This window comes from Flavobacterium chungbukense (assembly GCF_020805785.1).
Lineage (GTDB): Bacteria > Bacteroidota > Bacteroidia > Flavobacteriales > Flavobacteriaceae > Flavobacterium > Flavobacterium chungbukense.
Genome location: NZ_JAJGZV010000003.1, coordinates 543,752 through 560,407, shown reverse-complemented (window position 1 = coordinate 560,407; position 16,656 = coordinate 543,752). Strand labels below are relative to the sequence as shown.

The window sequence follows — 16,656 nt, the reverse complement described above, 5'->3', positions numbered from 1 at the left end:
ACATATTGTTATTATCTTGAAATTATGTTAAAATTCTAACTGTAAAGTCAAAAAGACGTACAAATTTCACAATTCGAAATTTAAAATTAAATCATTAGACAACTATTCGATGTAAATGTTACAAAAGGCTGTTAAAAAAATATTCCAGTAAAGTTTTTAAAATCTGCTTTTTGTATTTTTGCGCCAAATTATTTTTATGAAATCGCTTTTATACAAGTACCGTAAATTCTTTATTGTTTTAATAGTATTTTCGGTTGTTACGATATCTCTGTTTTATTCTGCATTAAAACCTAAAAAGACACTTCCTATTTACAATCCAGCCGATGTAAATCCTGAATTAGTGGATAGTACCGTTCAATATAAAAGCAAATACCACACAATTGCAGATTTTTCATTTGTTAACCAAAATGGCGATACCATTACACAGAAAAATTACGAAGGGAAGATCTATGTTGCAGATTTCTTCTTTACAACCTGCGGATCGATCTGCCCAAAAATGTCAACCAATTTAGTTGATGTTCAGAAGGCAGTTTTAAATAATCCTAAAGTAATGCTGCTTTCTCATACCGTTTTTCCTGAAGTAGACAGTGTTTCCGTTTTAAAAGCATATGCCATTAAATATGGCGTTGTAGATAGTAAATGGAATTTGGTTACGGGAGATAAAAAAGAAATCTATTCAATGGCTAGAAAATCGTATTTGGCTGTTAAATTAGGAAGACCAGATCAGCTTTATGATATGGTACATACGGAGAATTTTGTTTTAGTCGATCAAAAACGCCGTGTTCGAGGTTTTTACGACGGAACAAATAAAGAAGATATAAAACGTCTTTTAGAAGATATTGATTTCCTTTCTCAAGAGTAAAATCCCTTTCCTATCTCATTTAAAACATAGTAAGGATAAATTAAAAACAATTCTTAATGTTTTTTTGTATAATTGTGCGATTTTTTTTATAATTTTAAATTTTGATTTATAATGTAAAACGGCAACGTAGCATTACTAACTAAAACATTAAAATTATGAAATCGCTATTTCTAACCATTTTATTTTCCTGTTTATTTATTAGTTGTGATCGCGACGAAAATTCCATTAAAAATACTTCGATTATAGGCACTTGGAGATTAACTCAAGCCAAAATCAGTGATGGCGGACTTGATACAAAATGGAAATTAGTAAAAAACGGCGAACAATACACTTTTAATGCCGATAGTACTTTTACCTCAACGCAATTTTCAGAATGCTCTACAGGCCACTTTACAACAGATGGAAATATATTAGAGCTGGACTATGATTGCGACAATTTTAACACAGGCCTTGAAAATTCTGCAGGCAAACTGACAAGATATTTTCGAGTAGAAAACAATACTCTTTTTCTCAATCCGAGTAATTGTATTGAAGAATGCACTTATAAATTAAAAAAAATCAAATAGTTTTTAAAGCATTATTTATTAGAAATCTATTTTTGAAATCTTTAACACGGATAGCTTATTTTCTAAATTAAGATTTTAAAACTGCCTTTTCTTTGGTTAATCCCTTATTTTTAGAAACATTTAGCATTTGTGTAAGCATTAAATGCCCATAAATATATAATAATTACCTATTTTTGCAATCTAAATTCAATCTAAATAAGCTTGCAAAATACAATACACACTCTGAAAAAAGGCGAAAAAGCCATTATCAAAGATTTTGATATCGATCTTATTCCACTTAAATTATTAGAAATGGGTTGTCTGCCGGGTAGCTTAGTTGAATTGCTGCAGGTTGCTCCTTTTGGCGATCCTTTATATTTAGACATAAACGGTTCGCATGTTGCAATTCGTATTGAAACGGCTCGTGAAATTGAAGTTGAACTTATCCAAAACAATTTATAATGAGCGTTCAGAATATTAATGTTGCCCTTATCGGAAACCCAAATACCGGAAAAACTTCTGTTTTTAATCAATTAACGGGTCTTAATCAGCAAGTTGGAAATTATCCTGGAATTACGGTTGAAAAGAAAATGGGTTTCTGTAAATTACCCAATAACGTAAAAGCAAATATTCTTGATTTACCTGGAACGTATAGTTTGAATGCAAGTTCGATGGACGAAAGCGTTGTTATTGAACTTTTATTAAATAAAAACGATAAATTATATCCGGATGTAGCAGTTGTAGTAACAGATGTTGAAAATCTGAAAAGAAACTTACTGATTTACACCCAAATAAAAGATCTTGAAATTCCGACGATTTTAGTGATTAATATGTCGGATCGTATGGAAAGAAAAGGAATTACCCTTGACATTCCGTACTTAGAAGAAAAATTAAAAACTAAAATTGCTTTAGTAAGTTCAAGAAAAGGTTTAGGAATTGATCAATTAAAAGAACTTATTGTTTCTTATAAAACCATTCCGCACGAACCATGTCTAAATGCTTCTGTAATTGATCCTGAATATTTTCAGAAGTTACAGCACGCTTTTCCAAATCAATTAATGTACAAATTGTGGCTTGTTATTACGCAAGATGTCAATTTTTCTAATTTGGATCGAAATGAAGTTCGAAGCACATTTACCAAATCACATTCAGAATTAAAGCGCTTACAGCAAAAAGAAACCATCAAAAGATATCAATTTATAAATGATGTTTTAAAAGAAGGTTTAAAGATTGATGCCTCAATGGCAAAAGACATTCGTGCTAAACTAGATCGCGTTTTAACTCATAAAGTTTTTGGTTACCTTATTTTCTTTGCGATTTTATTTTTAATATTCCAATCGATTTTTAGCTGGTCAACGATTCCAATGGATTTCATCGACAGTACTTTTGCTTCATTAAGCAGCTGGGTTGCAGAAGAATTGCCGAGTGGAATTTTGACTGATTTACTTTCGCAGGGAATTATTCCAGGAATTGGCGGAGTTGTTATTTTCATTCCACAAATTGCCGTGTTGTTCTTGTTTATTTCGATTTTGGAAGAAAGTGGTTATATGAGTCGCGTGGTCTTTTTAATGGATAAAATCATGCGCCGATTTGGGCTTTCAGGAAAAAGCGTCGTGCCATTAATTTCAGGAACTGCATGTGCAATTCCTGCAATCATGGCAACAAGAAATATAGAAAACTGGAAAGAACGTCTGATTACTATTTTAGTAACGCCGTTCACCACTTGTTCTGCAAGATTACCCGTTTATGCTATTATAATTTCTCTTGTTGTTCCTAGCAAACGCATTTTTGGATTTCTGAATGTTCAAGGTTTGACCTTAATGGCTTTGTATGTTTTAGGCTTTTTTGCAGCAATTTTATCTGCTTATATTTTAAATAAAGTTCTAAAATTGGAATCTAAGACCTATTTTGTGGTTGAAATGCCAAGTTATAAAATGCCGCTTTTTAAAAATGTCGGAATCAATGTAGTAGAAAAAACGAAAGCATTTATTGCTGGAGCTGGAAAGATCATTCTTGCAATTTCCATTATTCTTTGGTTTTTAGCTTCTTACGGTCCTGGAAAAGAATTTAATGATGCCGAAAATATCGTAAAAGAGAGATTTGCAAATACAACTTTAGATGAAACTCAGTTTGAAAATGAAGTCAATTCTCAAAAACTAGAAAATTCATATATAGGATTAATGGGGCACGCCATAGAACCAGTTATTGAGCCTCTCGGTTACGATTGGAAAATTGGTATTGCGCTAATTAGTTCGTTTGCAGCACGTGAAGTTTTTGTTGGAACTTTGGCAACTATTTATAGTGTCGGAGATTCTGATAATGAATCAACCATAAAAAGTAAAATGCAGGCAGAAGTTCACCCAGAAACAGGAAAGAAAGTCTTTGATTTTCCAACAGGAATTTCTCTTTTGTTATTTTATGCTTTTGCGATGCAATGTGCAAGTACATTAGCAATTACTAAAAAAGAAACCAATTCATGGAAATGGCCAGCAATGCAGTTAGTTTTCATGAGCGGATTGGCTTATTTTGCTGCATTAATTGCGTATCAACTTTTAAAATAAAAAGTTATGTTTCAAGAAATTATAGCCTTTATAATATTAGGACTAGCCGTTGCTTTTTTGATTAAAAAGTTTTTCTTTAAATCGAAAAAGAAAAAAGACTGCGGTAATGGAACTGATTGTGGATGTTCTTAGTTGCAAGGTTCTAAGGTGCTGAGATTCTGAGGTATTAAGGTTTAAAAATACCAATAAAAAAGCTTCACATGAATTTTAAATTCGTGTGAAGCTTTTTTATTCTTCAAAAAATGTCTTTTTATGTTATTTTTTAAACCTAGATAGATTATTTGTATATTTTTTGAAAGCTACTTTTGATGCCTAAAATTAATTGAAATGGCCAATAGAAATAAAACAGAAATAATTCGAGACAATAGAGTTGCCCGATTATTATGGTTTACATTAGGTTTTACAAGTGCTTCCTTACTGGTTTACTTTATGATGAAATACCATTAAGATTATTCCACCCCTTCCCATTCTGCATAAAACTGAGCTAGAAAAGATTCCATAAAACGGTGTCTTTCGGCAGCGATTTCTTTTCCTTTTTCGGTATTCATTTTATCTTTTAAAAGTAAGAGCTTTTCATAGAAATGATTAATCGTTGGTGCATTGTTCTTTTTATACTCTTCTTTTGTCATATTGGTAACCGGCGCAATTTCTGGATTATATAAAGCCCTGTTTTTAAATCCGCCATAATTAAACGCTCTTGCGACTCCAATTGCTCCAATTGCATCCAAACGATCCGCATCTTGTACAATATCCAATTCGACAGAAGAGAACTTCTTTTCGAAATTTCCGCCTTTATAAGAGATATTTTCAATGATATTGACCACATGAGCTATTATATCCTCACAAACATTTTGAGCTTCTAAAAAAGCTCTTGCTGTTTTTGGCCCAATAGTTTCATCACCGTTATGAAATTTACTGTCTGCAATATCATGCAGTAAAGCGCCCAATTGCACAACTGTAGTGTCGCAGTCCGTATCTTTTGCAATCAAAAGTGCGTTTTTATAAACACGTTCGATATGAAACCAATCGTGTCCGCCTTCGGCATCGTTTAGTTTTTCTTTTACGAAAACAATTGTTTTAATAATTAATTCTGAAGCACTCATCCAATTATTTTTAATTACATTTTATAAAAAAATGTTGATTATCAAAGACTTAAAGCCTTCAACAATCAACAAATATATTTTAATTTATACTAAAGCAACATTGTTGCTTTTAATGAAAAATCTAAAATTTCAAATTCTCGTTTTTATGTCTTCCTGAGCGAAGTCGAAGGACATATAGTATTGATTTAGCATGAGATCCTTCGACTTCGCTCAGGAGGACAAGCTTCACAAATCACATACCTAAACTCTAAAATCAGAAATCTAAAATCTACAATCTAGCTGGTTCAACCCATTTAAAGATGTGCGATTCTTGCGGAATTACAATTCTTTCTGAGATTTTAGCCATACGAGCTGGTAATTTCATTAAGTAATCACGTGCTTTTTCTGCTTCATCAGTCAAATTGGTGATTTTATCAACTTCCCATTTAGTGATTAATTTCTGCATAATATCAACATAATCATTAGCTGTATAAACTCCGATACGTTGCGCTGAATCTGAGAATTGCTCAAAAGCAGTGCTTATTTTTTGTCCAGATTCTCTCAAGAAGTGCGCTGGCATCACGATTTTCTGCTTCATCATATATTGAAAAGCCAACATCATTTCGCTTGGATCAACTTGGAAAATTCTAGTAACAAATTCGCTGTATGCGTGGTGATGACGCATTTCATCACCTGCAATCATTTTACACATTTTAGACAACTTGTTATCGCCAAATTTCTTTGCGATCTGCGAAACTCTATTGTGAGAAACGTAAGTTGCTAATTCCTGAAAACTAGTGTATACAAAGTTTTTGTATGGGTCAGATCCAGTTCCAATATCAAAACCGTCGTTGATTAAGTGCTGTGTTGTCATTTCGATTTCACGCATATTCACACGACCAGACAAATACAAGTATTTATTCAAAAGATCTCCGTGGCGGTTTTCTTCTCCGGTCCATTGACGGATCCATTTAGACCAACCGTTTCCACCATTTTCTACTTGGTTTACGCCTTCGACATCCATTAACCAAGATTCATATGTAGGTAAAGCCTCTTCAGTGATTGTATCACCAACAAGTGTAACCCAGAAATCATATGGAAGTTCTTTAGCAATTTCGCGTAATTCTTTTACCTCTTCAAAGAAATTTTCTCCTTCAGAATTAGGTAGAAAATCCGACGGCTGCCAAATTTTTTCCACTGGAATTAAATACTGTTCAACGAAGCTATCCACGTTTTTCTCCAAAAACTGCATTACTTCTAATCTAATGTTTTTTATAGACATTACTTATTATAGATTTGGGTTGTACGTTTTAGCTCGCACCAAAACTTAAACCTGTTTATACTCATTTATTCCTTCTTTAACTGCTTTTTCAGTAATCTCCATCAGCTCATCAAATTTATAATCTTTGACAGCCAAGGCTTTATGCGCTGTAAATTTCAGGTGATTTCCTAAACCAACAGGAAAAAAACCAAATTTTACCATTTTCCAAGAATTATTAATACTTACCGGTACAACATATGCAGATGGCGCATATTTGCATAGAATTTTTAAGCCGCTTTGAGCGAATTCTTTTGGTTTTCCTGTCTTACTTCTTGTTCCTTCTGGAAAAATAACGGCAGATCTTGTGTTTTTTTCGATATATTCAGACAAGCCTTTGATAACTGGTATCGCTTGTTTAGGGTCTTTTCGGTCAATTAAGACAGATCCGCCGTATTTCAAATTAAAAGAAACACTCGGAATTCCGCTGCCTAATTCCTTCTTACTTACAAATTTACAATGAAAACGTCTAAAGTACCAAATCATTGCCACGATATCGTACATACTTTGATGATTTGCCACGAAAATGATTGGAACTCCTTGCGGAATAGTCTCTCGATTTTCAATTGTATACCTTGTTCCAACAAGATTTGTACATTTTAATAGGCAGAAGTTTAAATAATCAACACTTTTTTTGTGAGCCTGGTAACCAAAAACATTTAAACAAATCCATTGAATGGGATGAAAAACAGCCAAACACAAACCAAATAATAAATAGTAAATTACCGATATTGGATAAGATATAATTTTTTCCATGCTTCAAAAATTAATGCGCAAAAGTAATAAATATATTTTTAGACTTATTAAAATTAAAAACAATAACCGTTTTTCTGGTTTAATTGTACCTTTGTAGCAAAATTTGCAAATTTTTTCTGAATTAAATGAACTTCAATTACCCTAAAAACGAGCGTTTAAAAAGCAAAACCATTATTGGATTATTATTTTCTGATGGTAAATCGGTATCTAAATATCCGCTTCGTTTGGTTTACCGTCAAGCGGAAGAAAATTCAGAAGAAGGAACCAAGATTGGCGTTTCGGTTTCGAAGAAATATTTCAAGAAAGCAGTTGATCGAAATTACTTCAAAAGGGTTTTGAGAGAAACCTATCGTTTAAACAAACATTTACTTTTGGATAATCTCGATCAAAACTATTCGATAATGCTTTTTTATCAGACCAAAGACCGATTATCTTACGAAGAAATCAATACCAAAATGATTCAATTGTTTGAGAAATTTTCACTTCAAATCAATAAAACTCCCGATTCTGAACAGAAAATAGAATCGTAAAACTCAAAACGTAAGATTAATAATCAAATTAGACAAAAAAATCGTAGTTTTAGATTTAAATTGAAATTTTATGCGATCTATTTTCTTCTTGTCCATTTTCTTTTTATTTATTTCAGCTTGCACTAAAAGTGAAGCTTCCGCTGAAGCAAAAGCTGAAAATCTGGGTATCACGATGGCACAAATAACTCCTGCTAATAAAAGCGCAGGTTTAGATCTGCCAAACGTACCGAAGAAAATAATTAAAAATGCTTCTATTAAATTTGAAACGGATGATCTCGAAAAGACTTTTGAACAAATCCAAAACGCAATTAAAGCAAATCAAGGCAGTATCTTAAATGATTCTGAAGGAAAAGATTATAATACTTTATACAGAAATATTACGGTTAAAGTTCCAAGTCAAAATTTCGATCTATTTATAAATGCCATTTCGAAAGGAGTTTCGTTTTTTGAACGTAAAGACATTTCTGCTACCGATGTTACGGCGCAATATATTGATCTCACCTCCAGATTAAAAACAAAGAAAAAACTAGAAGATCGTTATATTGAAATTTTACAAAAAGCCAGTAAAGTCAGTGAGATTTTAGAGATTGAAAAACAGATTTCAGCGATTCGAGAAGAAATTGAAGCCAAAGAAGGGGAATTAAAATATTTAGAAAATCAAGTTTCTTTGAGCACCGTTACCATTGAATTTTATAAAACAATTGCCCAAAAAGAAGGCGTTAAAATATCATATGGTTCCAAACTTTGGACCGCCATTAAATCTGGATTTTTCAGTTTATCCGATTTATTTATTTCATTATTAAGCGTTTGGCCATTTGTCATCCTGTTTTTTGTATTCGCCTATTTTATTAGAAAAAGATTAAAAAGAAAAAAAGAATAATCATGTATCCGTATTTCAAAAAGAAATTTATTATACCTGTGGCTGCTGCGGGAATGTTGTTTGTTGGAACCAGTTTTAAAGAAGATTTTTTTGAAATTGCCAAACAGATCGAAATTTTTACGACTTTGTTTAAAGCTGTAAACACTAATTATGTAGATGAAACCAATCCGGGCGATTTGATGGATAAAGCCATCAAAAGCATGCTGGGAAGTTTAGATCCGTACACGGTTTACTTTAACGAGCAGGATGTTGTTAACTTCAAAATCAATAATACTGGAGAATATACCGGAATTGGCGCTTTAATTTCTAGAAAAAAAGACCGTTTAATTGTTCGTGAACCTTATAAAAATTATCCAGCCGATAAAGCGGGATTAAAAGCGGGTGATGAAATTATTCAAATTGGCGACATTTTAATTGCCGATTTTAAAGACGATGCTTCTCAATTACTAAAAGGAACAAAAAACACTAAAATCAATATCAAATATCTTCGTCAAGGAAAACCATTTACGACGGTTTTGGTTTTGGATGAAGTGGATATCAAGTCGGTTCCTTTCTACGGAAAAATCGATGAAAAAACGGGATATATTGTTTTGGCACATTTTAGCAGAAAAGCTTCATACGAAGTAAAAGAAGCACTTGAAAAACTAAAAGCTGACGGCGCAACGCAAATCGTTTTAGATTTACGAGGAAATCCTGGAGGTTTATTAAACGAAGCGATTGACATTTGTAATTTGTTTGTACCTAAAAACGAAGTTATTGTAACAACTAAATCTCGCATCGAAAAACACAATAATACTTATAAAACTCAGAAAGAACCAGTTGATACTCAAATTCCATTGGCTATTTTAGTAAACGGAAGAAGTGCTTCGGCATCTGAAATTGTTTCGGGCGCTTTACAAGATTTGGATCGTGCCGTTGTTCTTGGAAGCAGAAGTTTCGGAAAAGGTTTGGTGCAACGTTCTGTAGATTTGACTTATGGAACTCAATTAAAAGTAACAATTTCAAGATATTATACACCTTCTGGAAGATGTATCCAAGCTTTGGACTATGCGCATAAAGACAAAAATGGAATTGCTCAAAAGACCGATGCGAAGAATTTCAATGCTTTTAAAACTAGAAAAGGAAGAACGGTTTATGATGGCGGAGGTGTTTTACCAGATATTGAACTAGAAGAAACGAAAACTAGTCCGATTGCTACGGCTTTAATTAAAAACGATGGTGTTTTTGATTATGCAACGACTTATTATTACAAAAACCCGAATTTGGGAGATAAGATTCCCACTATTTCAGATGCAGATTATACTGCTTTCAAACAATTTTTGAAAACCAATAAAATCTCTTTTGATACCGAAACTGAAGTGGCGCTGAGAAATACTTTAGCGGCAGCAAAAAATGAAAAAATTGATGAAACTATTGCTCCAGAATATCAGCAATTATTGGCAGCTTTAGAAAAAAGTGAAACTACTTTATTGGATAAAAACCAAAAAGAAATCAAAAACATGATTCAGGAAGAATTGATTAAAAGATATCAATATCAAGAAGGTTTGTATCAGTTTTACATCAAAAACAATTCGGAAATCAAAAGAGCAGTTAGTGTATTAAATAACCAAACAGAATATAAAACGATTTTAAAAATGTAGTGAATGAAGTTAAATCTTGCCATACTTCTTTTCTCATTTTATACAGTATCGGCGCAACAAAAACCTGTTGAAACCATTTATTTTGAATTTGACAGGTATGATTTAACAGACAAACAGATAAATGTTGTTTCGGACTTTATAAAAAACATAGACACCTCTCAGGTACAGTCTATACAGATTTATGGCTATTGCGATGACCGAGGAACAGATCAGTACAATTTTAGATTATCGAATAAACGAGCCAATAAAATCCAGAATCTTTTAGTTGGTTATGGATTCAAAAAAAGTAAAATCCTAATTCTCGAGGGAAGAGGACGAATTGTTTTACAGCATGATACGGTAGCAAATCTTAACGAAACCCGTTTACTTAATCGGCGGGTCGATTTAATAGTTGTTAAGAAAGATCCATTAGGAAAAGGAGTTGTTGCGTCCTTTAAAGACCAATTAAAAGTTGGAGATCGAGTTTATCTGGAATCCATTCTTTTTAATATTGGAAGTGCCAAACTAACTCAAATTGCAAAGAAAGAACTGGACAAAGTTGCCGTAACACTTCAAAAATATCAAAATCTAAAGTTTGAAATTCGTGGACATGTCTGCTGTACCCCAGAAATTTACAGCGATGGCATCGACCGAGATACAAAAGAAAGAAGACTTTCTTGGAATCGAGCCAAAACGGTTTTTCATTATTTAATTTCCAAAAAAATCTCCAAAAGCCGTATGACCTATATTGGATGTGGGAATAAATATCCGCTGAAAAAAGGTAATAAGTATGATCGGCGGGTAGAATTTCTGATTACTGCTATCTAGAACTTTTTTAGCCTCGTATCATCTCAATGTGTTCAATATCATCCTCTAAATACATTTCGCTCGTCTGCACAAAACCGTGGCTTTCGTAGAATTTCTTTAAATACAATTGCGCTCCAATTGTTATTTTATCTTTTCCAAAATTGGATTTAATTTCAGCAATTGCGACTTGCATTAATTCATGTCCCCATTTTTTGTCTCTGTAATTCGCGTCGACAACCACCCTTCCGATTGAAGCGTTATCAAAACTAATTCCTGCATCGAATAAACGCGAATACGCAACAATTTTGCCTTCATATTCTCCCATTAGGTGTAAAGCTTTTTTGTCTTTGCCATCAAGATCCAAATAAACACAGTTTTGCTCCACTACAAAGATTTCACTTCTAAGTTTGAGCAAATCATATAGCTCATTTACATTTAATGCCTCAAACGGCTTTATTTTCCATTCTAATTCCATTCTTCCTTGTTTTTTGCCACAAAGGCACGAAGATACTAAGTTATATTATTTTTTAGCTGTGATAAAGTTTTTTACATAAATCGAAAAGACACAAATCTATATCTCTTAGAAATAAGCCTTTGTGCCTTTGCAACTTTGTTTCTTTGTTTCTTTGTTTCTTTGTTTCTAAATAGAAAACTATTTTTTTGTCATTACAATTTCCATGCTTTTATATTCTGAGCCATTTTTGACATCGTACATTTCCATTTTTCTTGTTTTTGGATCAACAATCGTATACACTTCTCGGTAAGGTGTTTTTTTACCATTAACGGGATTTACCATTTCTCCTTTGAATTCCATACTCTTTTTACTTTCATCGTATTTTCCCATGGCAACCATCATTCCAGTTCCCATATTGTCTATAAAAGTTGTGGTATATTCTTCGCTGGCATTGTTGTAGGCTAAAGTACTTTTTCCTTCAAAAGGCTGTCCCATCATGGTTCCTTTATAATCTGATTCTTGATAACGACCTCCTAAAATCATTCTGATAACGGCTACAGAATTTGCTTTTTCTGGTTTTCCATTTGGTTCATACCAGAAAGTCATATCGCAGTTCCAAGTCCCAACTTCGTCTGCCATCATTTTATGCGGATTTCCAGGCGTTGCGTATTCTTGCCAAGCTTTCATTTGTGCTGCAGAATCTACCGGTTCTTCAATAAGTGGTTCTTCCGTTTTAACGGCAACAGAATCTGCAACGGTTGTAACTTCGGTCTTTACTTCTTTTTTACAGGAAATAAAACACAACGTTATCATTGCTAATGCGGTGGTTACTTTTTTCATAACTAATTGTTTTTATGTTTGTTACGAATAAAGTTACGGATTTTTTTGTTTCAAGTTTCAGGTTTTATATACTTTGCTATTTAACCGCAAAGTTCACAAAGGATTACGAGAAGAACGCTATTATCTTATAGATCAACTTGAAACTTCAAACTCGAAACAAGATTTCTTATCGTTTATCGATTTTGACTGTTTTGATGATTGCTTCAAGCTGCAACATTAAGTCACGTTCTTGATGTGAAGGAGAATAGCAGAATCCTTCGATTACTAAAACTCGATTGAAGGTTTCGTCTAAGATGGCATAATTAATAAAAGGTCCTGTCATAAAATCATTTTTTAATTCCCAAGTTCCTTTTGTTTCATACGCTTCTTTGTTGTCTAATTCTACTTTTGAAAAATACGGTGCATACGCTTCACTGGTGATCATTTGTGTATTTTGTTCGCGCCCTTGAATGTATTTTCCAACCGAATCGCGCATTTTTACAATAGCATTTATGACATCTTTTTTCTTTTTAAAGTTGTTAAGAGGAATCTGATACAGCAATAAACTAGTGTTTCCACTAATGATTTCTTTTTTCAGCCAAATAAATTTCTTTTTGTGAAGCATATATTCGTAACCCGTCGGTATTTGAATATTAATATGAAATTTATTCTTTATGATGGCTTTATTCAGTAACGAAGTACTATTGTCTTCTTGAATTTTTTGGATTTCTGCGTCGTGAATTTCTTTTATAATTTGAGCAGAATTTAATTCGATACTACAGATAAGATCATCTACAGATTTTCCGTAAATGCGAAAAGTATTGTGCGGCAAAGCTTTGTTTCGAATGATTTCGAATTTATCGACTGGTGCTTTTTTTACCACAATAATGCTTCGGCTATCGGTAACAAAGCCTTCTAATAGCCTAGCAGGATATTGATTGATGGTAAAAAGTGGTTCTTCCTGTGTAAGTCCAAGAACTGGCGAAGCAAATTTATTTCGAATACTATCACCCACTTCACCATACCACAACTGATCATCAATTATGACCGAAATAGTATTTGTTTTTCCTGAAACCGTTTCGTTTTGTTTTTCGCCTTTAAAGCACGAAATCAGAAAAAATGGAAGCAATAGCAATAAAAAATGGGTTTTATTCATTTTCTTAATTTATGAAATAAAACCCAAATTTAAATAAGATTTTGTATTTATCCGTTTATTTTAAGTTTCATTCCCGGTTTAATATCTTCATCTTTAATACCATTCCATTTTTTAATATCTGAAATTGTTACTCCAGGATATTTTTTAGAAATACTGTATAAAGAGTCTCCTTTTTTAACGTAATAATCTTCTCCAACGTTTTTAGAAACTGCTTTTTTCTTAAATGAATCAACCGAGTTTGATGCAATTGCTGTTGTTACTGTAGCAGGTTCTTCAATAATTATCGCTGCTTTCGAAATAATAAGAGTTTTTCCTAAACCAATATTATTTGAAGTTAGATTATTAAGTTCTTTTAACTCCGCAATAGTCGTACCGAATTTCTTTGCGATGCTACCTAAATTATCTCCAGCTGTCACAACGTAATCCATATCAACAGCTCCTGGCTTTGATTTTTCATCTGCTGCTGCAATAGCTTCTTCTCTTTTATCAATGATTGAAGTAGATTTAACATGAGTTTCTTCGTCAGTTTTAATTTTCAGATTTCTTCCAATCGCAACAGAATTTGTTTTTAAATTATTCCATTTTTTTAGTTCTGCCGTGCTTACATTGTATTTAGAAGCAATTGCTCCTAAATTATCTCCTTTTCTAACTTTATAAAATTCGAAATCACTGTTCTCGATAGCTGCAGGTTTTGCTGTTGCAGGTTTTGCTTTTGGAGCATATTTTACTGCTAATCTTGATGAAGTAGATTTCATTTCAGAATCGTGCTTAACATAAGCATAAATCTGAGGTTCATTAGAAACAAATGTTGCTACTTTATCTTTTGGAAGACGAATGAAATGCTGTTCTCCTTGATAAAACGGAACAACTCCCATTTTATAAGAAGGATTTAAAAGCTGAATTTGAGATTGTGGCATATCTAATAAATCGGCAATCTGTTTGAAAGACATTTGATTTTTTACACAAACCGTATCCGTTTCGAAGTTTTTGACAACCGCTCTTTCCGGATTGATTCCGTGTTCTTTGTGGTATTCGAAAAGGTACATTGTTGCCAAGAAAGCCGGCACATAACCTTGAGTTTCTTTTGGAAGATAATTACGAATATCCCAGTATTTTGTTTTTCCGCCAGAGCGACGAATTGCTTTGGTAACATTTCCTGGTCCTGAATTGTAAGAAGCTAAAACCAGTTCCCAGTCGCCAAAAATATTGTACATTTTGGTCATGTATTCAGAACATGCAGCTGTAGCTTTAAGAGGATCGCTTCTTTCATCGATATATGAATCGATTTTTAAAGCGTATTGTTTTCCGGTTCCGTACATAAATTGCCAAAGTCCCGTGGCGCCCATTCTAGAAACTGCTTTAGGATTTAAAGCAGATTCTACAACAGCTAAATATTTTATTTCCAAAGGAACATTTTGTTTGGCAAAAGCTTCCTCAAAGATTGGGAAATAATATTCTGATAAAGCCATTAATCGAGAAAACGATTTTTTACGGTTCTTAAGAAATGACTTTATTATATTTTCTAAACCTTGATTGTATTCAATCTCAAAAGGTGATTTCTCATTCATTGCTGCCAAACGCTGTTTTAGTAATTCTGTTGGCAATTCTTCATCAACCGTAACGTCTTTGTTGATAGTTTGAATGTCTTTGGTCAGGTCTTCATATATATCTAGACTTACTAATTCGTTCATCCATAAACTATCTACTTTTGAAGCTAGTTCATTTTTTTTGAATGTACTTTTTATAGAGTCTAAATATGTTACCTTAACTTCGGGCTTACTTTCAAAATTCGATGCTGTTTCTTGTGAAAAGGCAGCCATCGTAAAGAAAGCAGAAACCACTAATGATAATTTCCTTACAATCATATAACATTTTTTTAAAATTCTGTAATTCAAATAATTACAAGAAGTGTACTTTTGCAAAAATAAGTTCTTTATCGAAGAAAACTAATTAAAAAAATGTTAATTGTGATATTTTAGTCTAAAATCGCTTGAATTCCAGGTAAAATTCTTCCCTCTAACATTTCTAGCATTGCCCCACCACCAGTAGAAACATAGCTCATTTTATCTTCAAATCCGAACTGTTTTACAGCCGCAACAGAATCTCCACCTCCAACTAATGAAAATGCTCCATTTTCTGTCGCTTCTGCAATATAATCTCCTAAAGCGATTGTTCCTTTAGAGAAAGTTTCCATTTCAAAGACACCTAATGGACCATTCCAAAGAATTGTTTTTGACTCTAAAATTACTTTTTTGAAGTTTTCTAAAGATTTTGGACCTGCATCTAAACCTTGCCATCCGTCAGGAATTGCAGTTACATCAACAACCTGAGTATTTGCAGTGTTTGAGAAATCGTCAGCAGCAATAACATCAACTGGAATATGAACTTGTACTCCTTTTTCTTTTGCTAATCTTAAGATTTCTAAAGCTAAATCTAATTTGTCATCTTCACAGATAGACTCACCGATTTTTCCACCTTGCGCTTTAATGAAAGTAAATGTCATTCCTCCACCAATAATCATGTGATCTACTTTATCTAAGATATTTTCGATAACCGTAATTTTTGAAGAAACTTTAGAACCACCAAGAACCGCAGTTACAGGTTTTTCGCTGTTTTTTAGTACTTTATTTAAACTTTCAATTTCTTTAGCTAATAATGTTCCAAAAGTTTTATCGTTTGGAAAAAATTGTGCGATAATTGTAGTCGAAGCGTGCGCTCTGTGAGCAGTACCAAATGCATCGTTTACATAAATATCTCCAAGAGAAGCTAATTCTTTAGCGAAAGCTACATCTCCAGCTTCTTCTTCAGCATGAAAACGTAAATTTTCTAATAATAAAACTTCACCTGGTTTTAAATCTTTTGCTGCTGCTTGAGCTGCTTCTCCAACGCAGTTTTCAGCAAATTTTACTGGAACTCCTAAAATATCAGAAGCTGTACTTAAAATATGTTTTAGAGAATATTTCTCTTCTGCTCCTTTTGGTCTTCCTAAATGCGACATTAAAATTACGCTTCCGCCTTGTGCTAAGATAGCATCAATTGTAGGTTTAGCTGCTTCAATACGTGTCGTATCAGTTACATTAAAATTCTCATCCAACGGCACATTAAAGTCTACACGGATAATTGCTTTTTTATTTTTAAAATCGAAATCGTTTAAAGTTTTCATCTTTGATATTTTTTAGTTTTTTTAGAAAGAAAAACAAATATAAGACTTTTAGACTTCTAATAAATTCGGATAAACTAAAAAAGAAGCCATAAAAAGAACGAAAA

The 16,656-nt window shown here is 32.9% G+C and carries 16 protein-coding genes; 8 read left to right on the top strand and 8 right to left on the bottom strand.

The features are described 5' to 3' along the window. Positions 1–196: 196 nt before the first annotated feature. The 4 genes from LL966_RS12715 to feoB all read left to right on the top strand — a co-directional run bounded on the left by LL966_RS12715 (position 197) and on the right by feoB (position 3,968). Positions 197–862, top strand: a complete 666-nt coding sequence (locus tag LL966_RS12715) for an SCO family protein (RefSeq protein ID WP_229353698.1) — start codon at positions 197–199, stop codon at positions 860–862. A 155-nt stretch (positions 863–1,017) separates the two neighbouring features. Beyond that, the gene (locus LL966_RS12710) at positions 1,018–1,428 is read left to right on the top strand and encodes a lipocalin family protein (protein ID WP_229353697.1); all 411 of its coding nucleotides are present in this window, start codon (positions 1,018–1,020) and stop codon (positions 1,426–1,428) included. A 201-nt stretch (positions 1,429–1,629) separates the two neighbouring features. Then, positions 1,630–1,869: a FeoA family protein gene (locus LL966_RS12705; protein WP_144216515.1), complete on the top strand. Its 240-nt coding sequence runs from the start codon at positions 1,630–1,632 to the stop codon at positions 1,867–1,869. Further along, on the top strand, positions 1,869–3,968 hold the full coding sequence (feoB, locus tag LL966_RS12700) for a ferrous iron transport protein B (RefSeq protein ID WP_229353696.1): 2,100 nt from the start codon (positions 1,869–1,871) through the stop codon (positions 3,966–3,968). The genes LL966_RS12705 and feoB overlap by 1 nt, the downstream gene beginning before the upstream one ends. Before the next feature lie 449 nt (positions 3,969–4,417). On the opposite strand, the gene LL966_RS12690 is transcribed toward feoB, so the two are convergent. The 3 genes from LL966_RS12690 to LL966_RS12680 all read right to left on the bottom strand — a co-directional run bounded on the left by LL966_RS12690 (position 4,418) and on the right by LL966_RS12680 (position 7,124). Further along, complete coding sequence (locus LL966_RS12690; protein ID WP_229353694.1) at positions 4,418–5,071, bottom strand: HD domain-containing protein; 654 nt, start codon at positions 5,069–5,071, stop codon at positions 4,418–4,420. 268 nt (positions 5,072–5,339) lie between these two features. Further along, positions 5,340–6,332: an acyl-ACP desaturase gene (locus LL966_RS12685; RefSeq protein ID WP_229353693.1), complete on the bottom strand. Its 993-nt coding sequence runs from the start codon at positions 6,330–6,332 to the stop codon at positions 5,340–5,342. A 45-nt stretch (positions 6,333–6,377) separates the two neighbouring features. After that, positions 6,378–7,124: a lysophospholipid acyltransferase family protein gene (locus LL966_RS12680; RefSeq protein ID WP_229353692.1), complete on the bottom strand. Its 747-nt coding sequence runs from the start codon at positions 7,122–7,124 to the stop codon at positions 6,378–6,380. A 125-nt stretch (positions 7,125–7,249) separates the two neighbouring features. Here LL966_RS12680 and rnpA point away from each other — a divergent pair, with 125 nt between their 5' ends. The 4 genes from rnpA to LL966_RS12660 all read left to right on the top strand — a co-directional run bounded on the left by rnpA (position 7,250) and on the right by LL966_RS12660 (position 10,981). Next, positions 7,250–7,654 (top strand): ribonuclease P protein component, encoded by a 405-nt coding sequence (gene rnpA, locus LL966_RS12675; protein ID WP_229353690.1) that lies wholly within the window; start codon positions 7,250–7,252, stop codon positions 7,652–7,654. Between the two features lie 70 nt (positions 7,655–7,724). Further along, positions 7,725–8,534 (top strand): DUF4349 domain-containing protein, encoded by an 810-nt coding sequence (locus LL966_RS12670; RefSeq protein WP_229353689.1) that lies wholly within the window; start codon positions 7,725–7,727, stop codon positions 8,532–8,534. Between the two features lie 2 nt (positions 8,535–8,536). After that, a complete protein-coding gene (locus tag LL966_RS12665; protein WP_229353688.1) occupies positions 8,537–10,174 on the top strand; it encodes a S41 family peptidase in 1,638 nt (545 codons plus the stop codon). A gap of 3 nt (positions 10,175–10,177) precedes the next feature. Beyond that, the gene (locus LL966_RS12660; RefSeq protein ID WP_229353687.1) at positions 10,178–10,981 is read left to right on the top strand and encodes an OmpA family protein; all 804 of its coding nucleotides are present in this window, start codon (positions 10,178–10,180) and stop codon (positions 10,979–10,981) included. A 7-nt stretch (positions 10,982–10,988) separates the two neighbouring features. Here LL966_RS12660 and LL966_RS12655 read toward each other — a convergent pair whose 3' ends face one another. From LL966_RS12655 to LL966_RS12635, 5 genes are all read right to left on the bottom strand, one after another. Continuing rightward, the gene (locus tag LL966_RS12655) at positions 10,989–11,435 is read right to left on the bottom strand and encodes a GNAT family N-acetyltransferase (protein ID WP_229353686.1); all 447 of its coding nucleotides are present in this window, start codon (positions 11,433–11,435) and stop codon (positions 10,989–10,991) included. A gap of 177 nt (positions 11,436–11,612) precedes the next feature. Further along, entirely contained in the window at positions 11,613–12,254 is a 642-nt protein-coding gene (locus tag LL966_RS12650; RefSeq protein WP_229353685.1) for a DUF1579 domain-containing protein, read from the bottom strand. Positions 12,255–12,420: 166 nt separating this feature from the next. Next, the gene (locus LL966_RS12645) at positions 12,421–13,389 is read right to left on the bottom strand and encodes a DUF4837 family protein (RefSeq protein ID WP_229353684.1); all 969 of its coding nucleotides are present in this window, start codon (positions 13,387–13,389) and stop codon (positions 12,421–12,423) included. Between the two features lie 47 nt (positions 13,390–13,436). Continuing rightward, on the bottom strand, positions 13,437–15,254 hold the full coding sequence (locus LL966_RS12640; RefSeq protein WP_229353683.1) for a LysM peptidoglycan-binding domain-containing protein: 1,818 nt from the start codon (positions 15,252–15,254) through the stop codon (positions 13,437–13,439). A gap of 110 nt (positions 15,255–15,364) precedes the next feature. Then, entirely contained in the window at positions 15,365–16,552 is a 1,188-nt protein-coding gene (locus LL966_RS12635; protein ID WP_229353682.1) for a phosphoglycerate kinase, read from the bottom strand. Between the last annotated feature and the right edge of the window lie 104 nt (positions 16,553–16,656).

Coding starts and splice junctions, on each gene's coding strand:
- LL966_RS12715 (WP_229353698.1), top strand. CDS start 197: ATGAAATCGCTTTTATACAAGTACCGTAAATTCTTTATTGTTTTAATA.
- LL966_RS12710 (WP_229353697.1), top strand. CDS start 1,018: ATGAAATCGCTATTTCTAACCATTTTATTTTCCTGTTTATTTATTAGT.
- feoB (WP_229353696.1), top strand. CDS start 1,869: ATGAGCGTTCAGAATATTAATGTTGCCCTTATCGGAAACCCAAATACC.
- LL966_RS12690 (WP_229353694.1), bottom strand. CDS start 5,071: ATGAGTGCTTCAGAATTAATTATTAAAACAATTGTTTTCGTAAAAGAA.
- LL966_RS12685 (WP_229353693.1), bottom strand. CDS start 6,332: ATGTCTATAAAAAACATTAGATTAGAAGTAATGCAGTTTTTGGAGAAA.
- LL966_RS12680 (WP_229353692.1), bottom strand. CDS start 7,124: ATGGAAAAAATTATATCTTATCCAATATCGGTAATTTACTATTTATTA.
- rnpA (WP_229353690.1), top strand. CDS start 7,250: ATGAACTTCAATTACCCTAAAAACGAGCGTTTAAAAAGCAAAACCATT.
- LL966_RS12670 (WP_229353689.1), top strand. CDS start 7,725: ATGCGATCTATTTTCTTCTTGTCCATTTTCTTTTTATTTATTTCAGCT.
- LL966_RS12665 (WP_229353688.1), top strand. CDS start 8,537: ATGTATCCGTATTTCAAAAAGAAATTTATTATACCTGTGGCTGCTGCG.
- LL966_RS12660 (WP_229353687.1), top strand. CDS start 10,178: ATGAAGTTAAATCTTGCCATACTTCTTTTCTCATTTTATACAGTATCG.
- LL966_RS12655 (WP_229353686.1), bottom strand. CDS start 11,435: ATGGAATTAGAATGGAAAATAAAGCCGTTTGAGGCATTAAATGTAAAT.
- LL966_RS12650 (WP_229353685.1), bottom strand. CDS start 12,254: ATGAAAAAAGTAACCACCGCATTAGCAATGATAACGTTGTGTTTTATT.
- LL966_RS12645 (WP_229353684.1), bottom strand. CDS start 13,389: ATGAATAAAACCCATTTTTTATTGCTATTGCTTCCATTTTTTCTGATT.
- LL966_RS12640 (WP_229353683.1), bottom strand. CDS start 15,254: ATGATTGTAAGGAAATTATCATTAGTGGTTTCTGCTTTCTTTACGATG.
- LL966_RS12635 (WP_229353682.1), bottom strand. CDS start 16,552: ATGAAAACTTTAAACGATTTCGATTTTAAAAATAAAAAAGCAATTATC.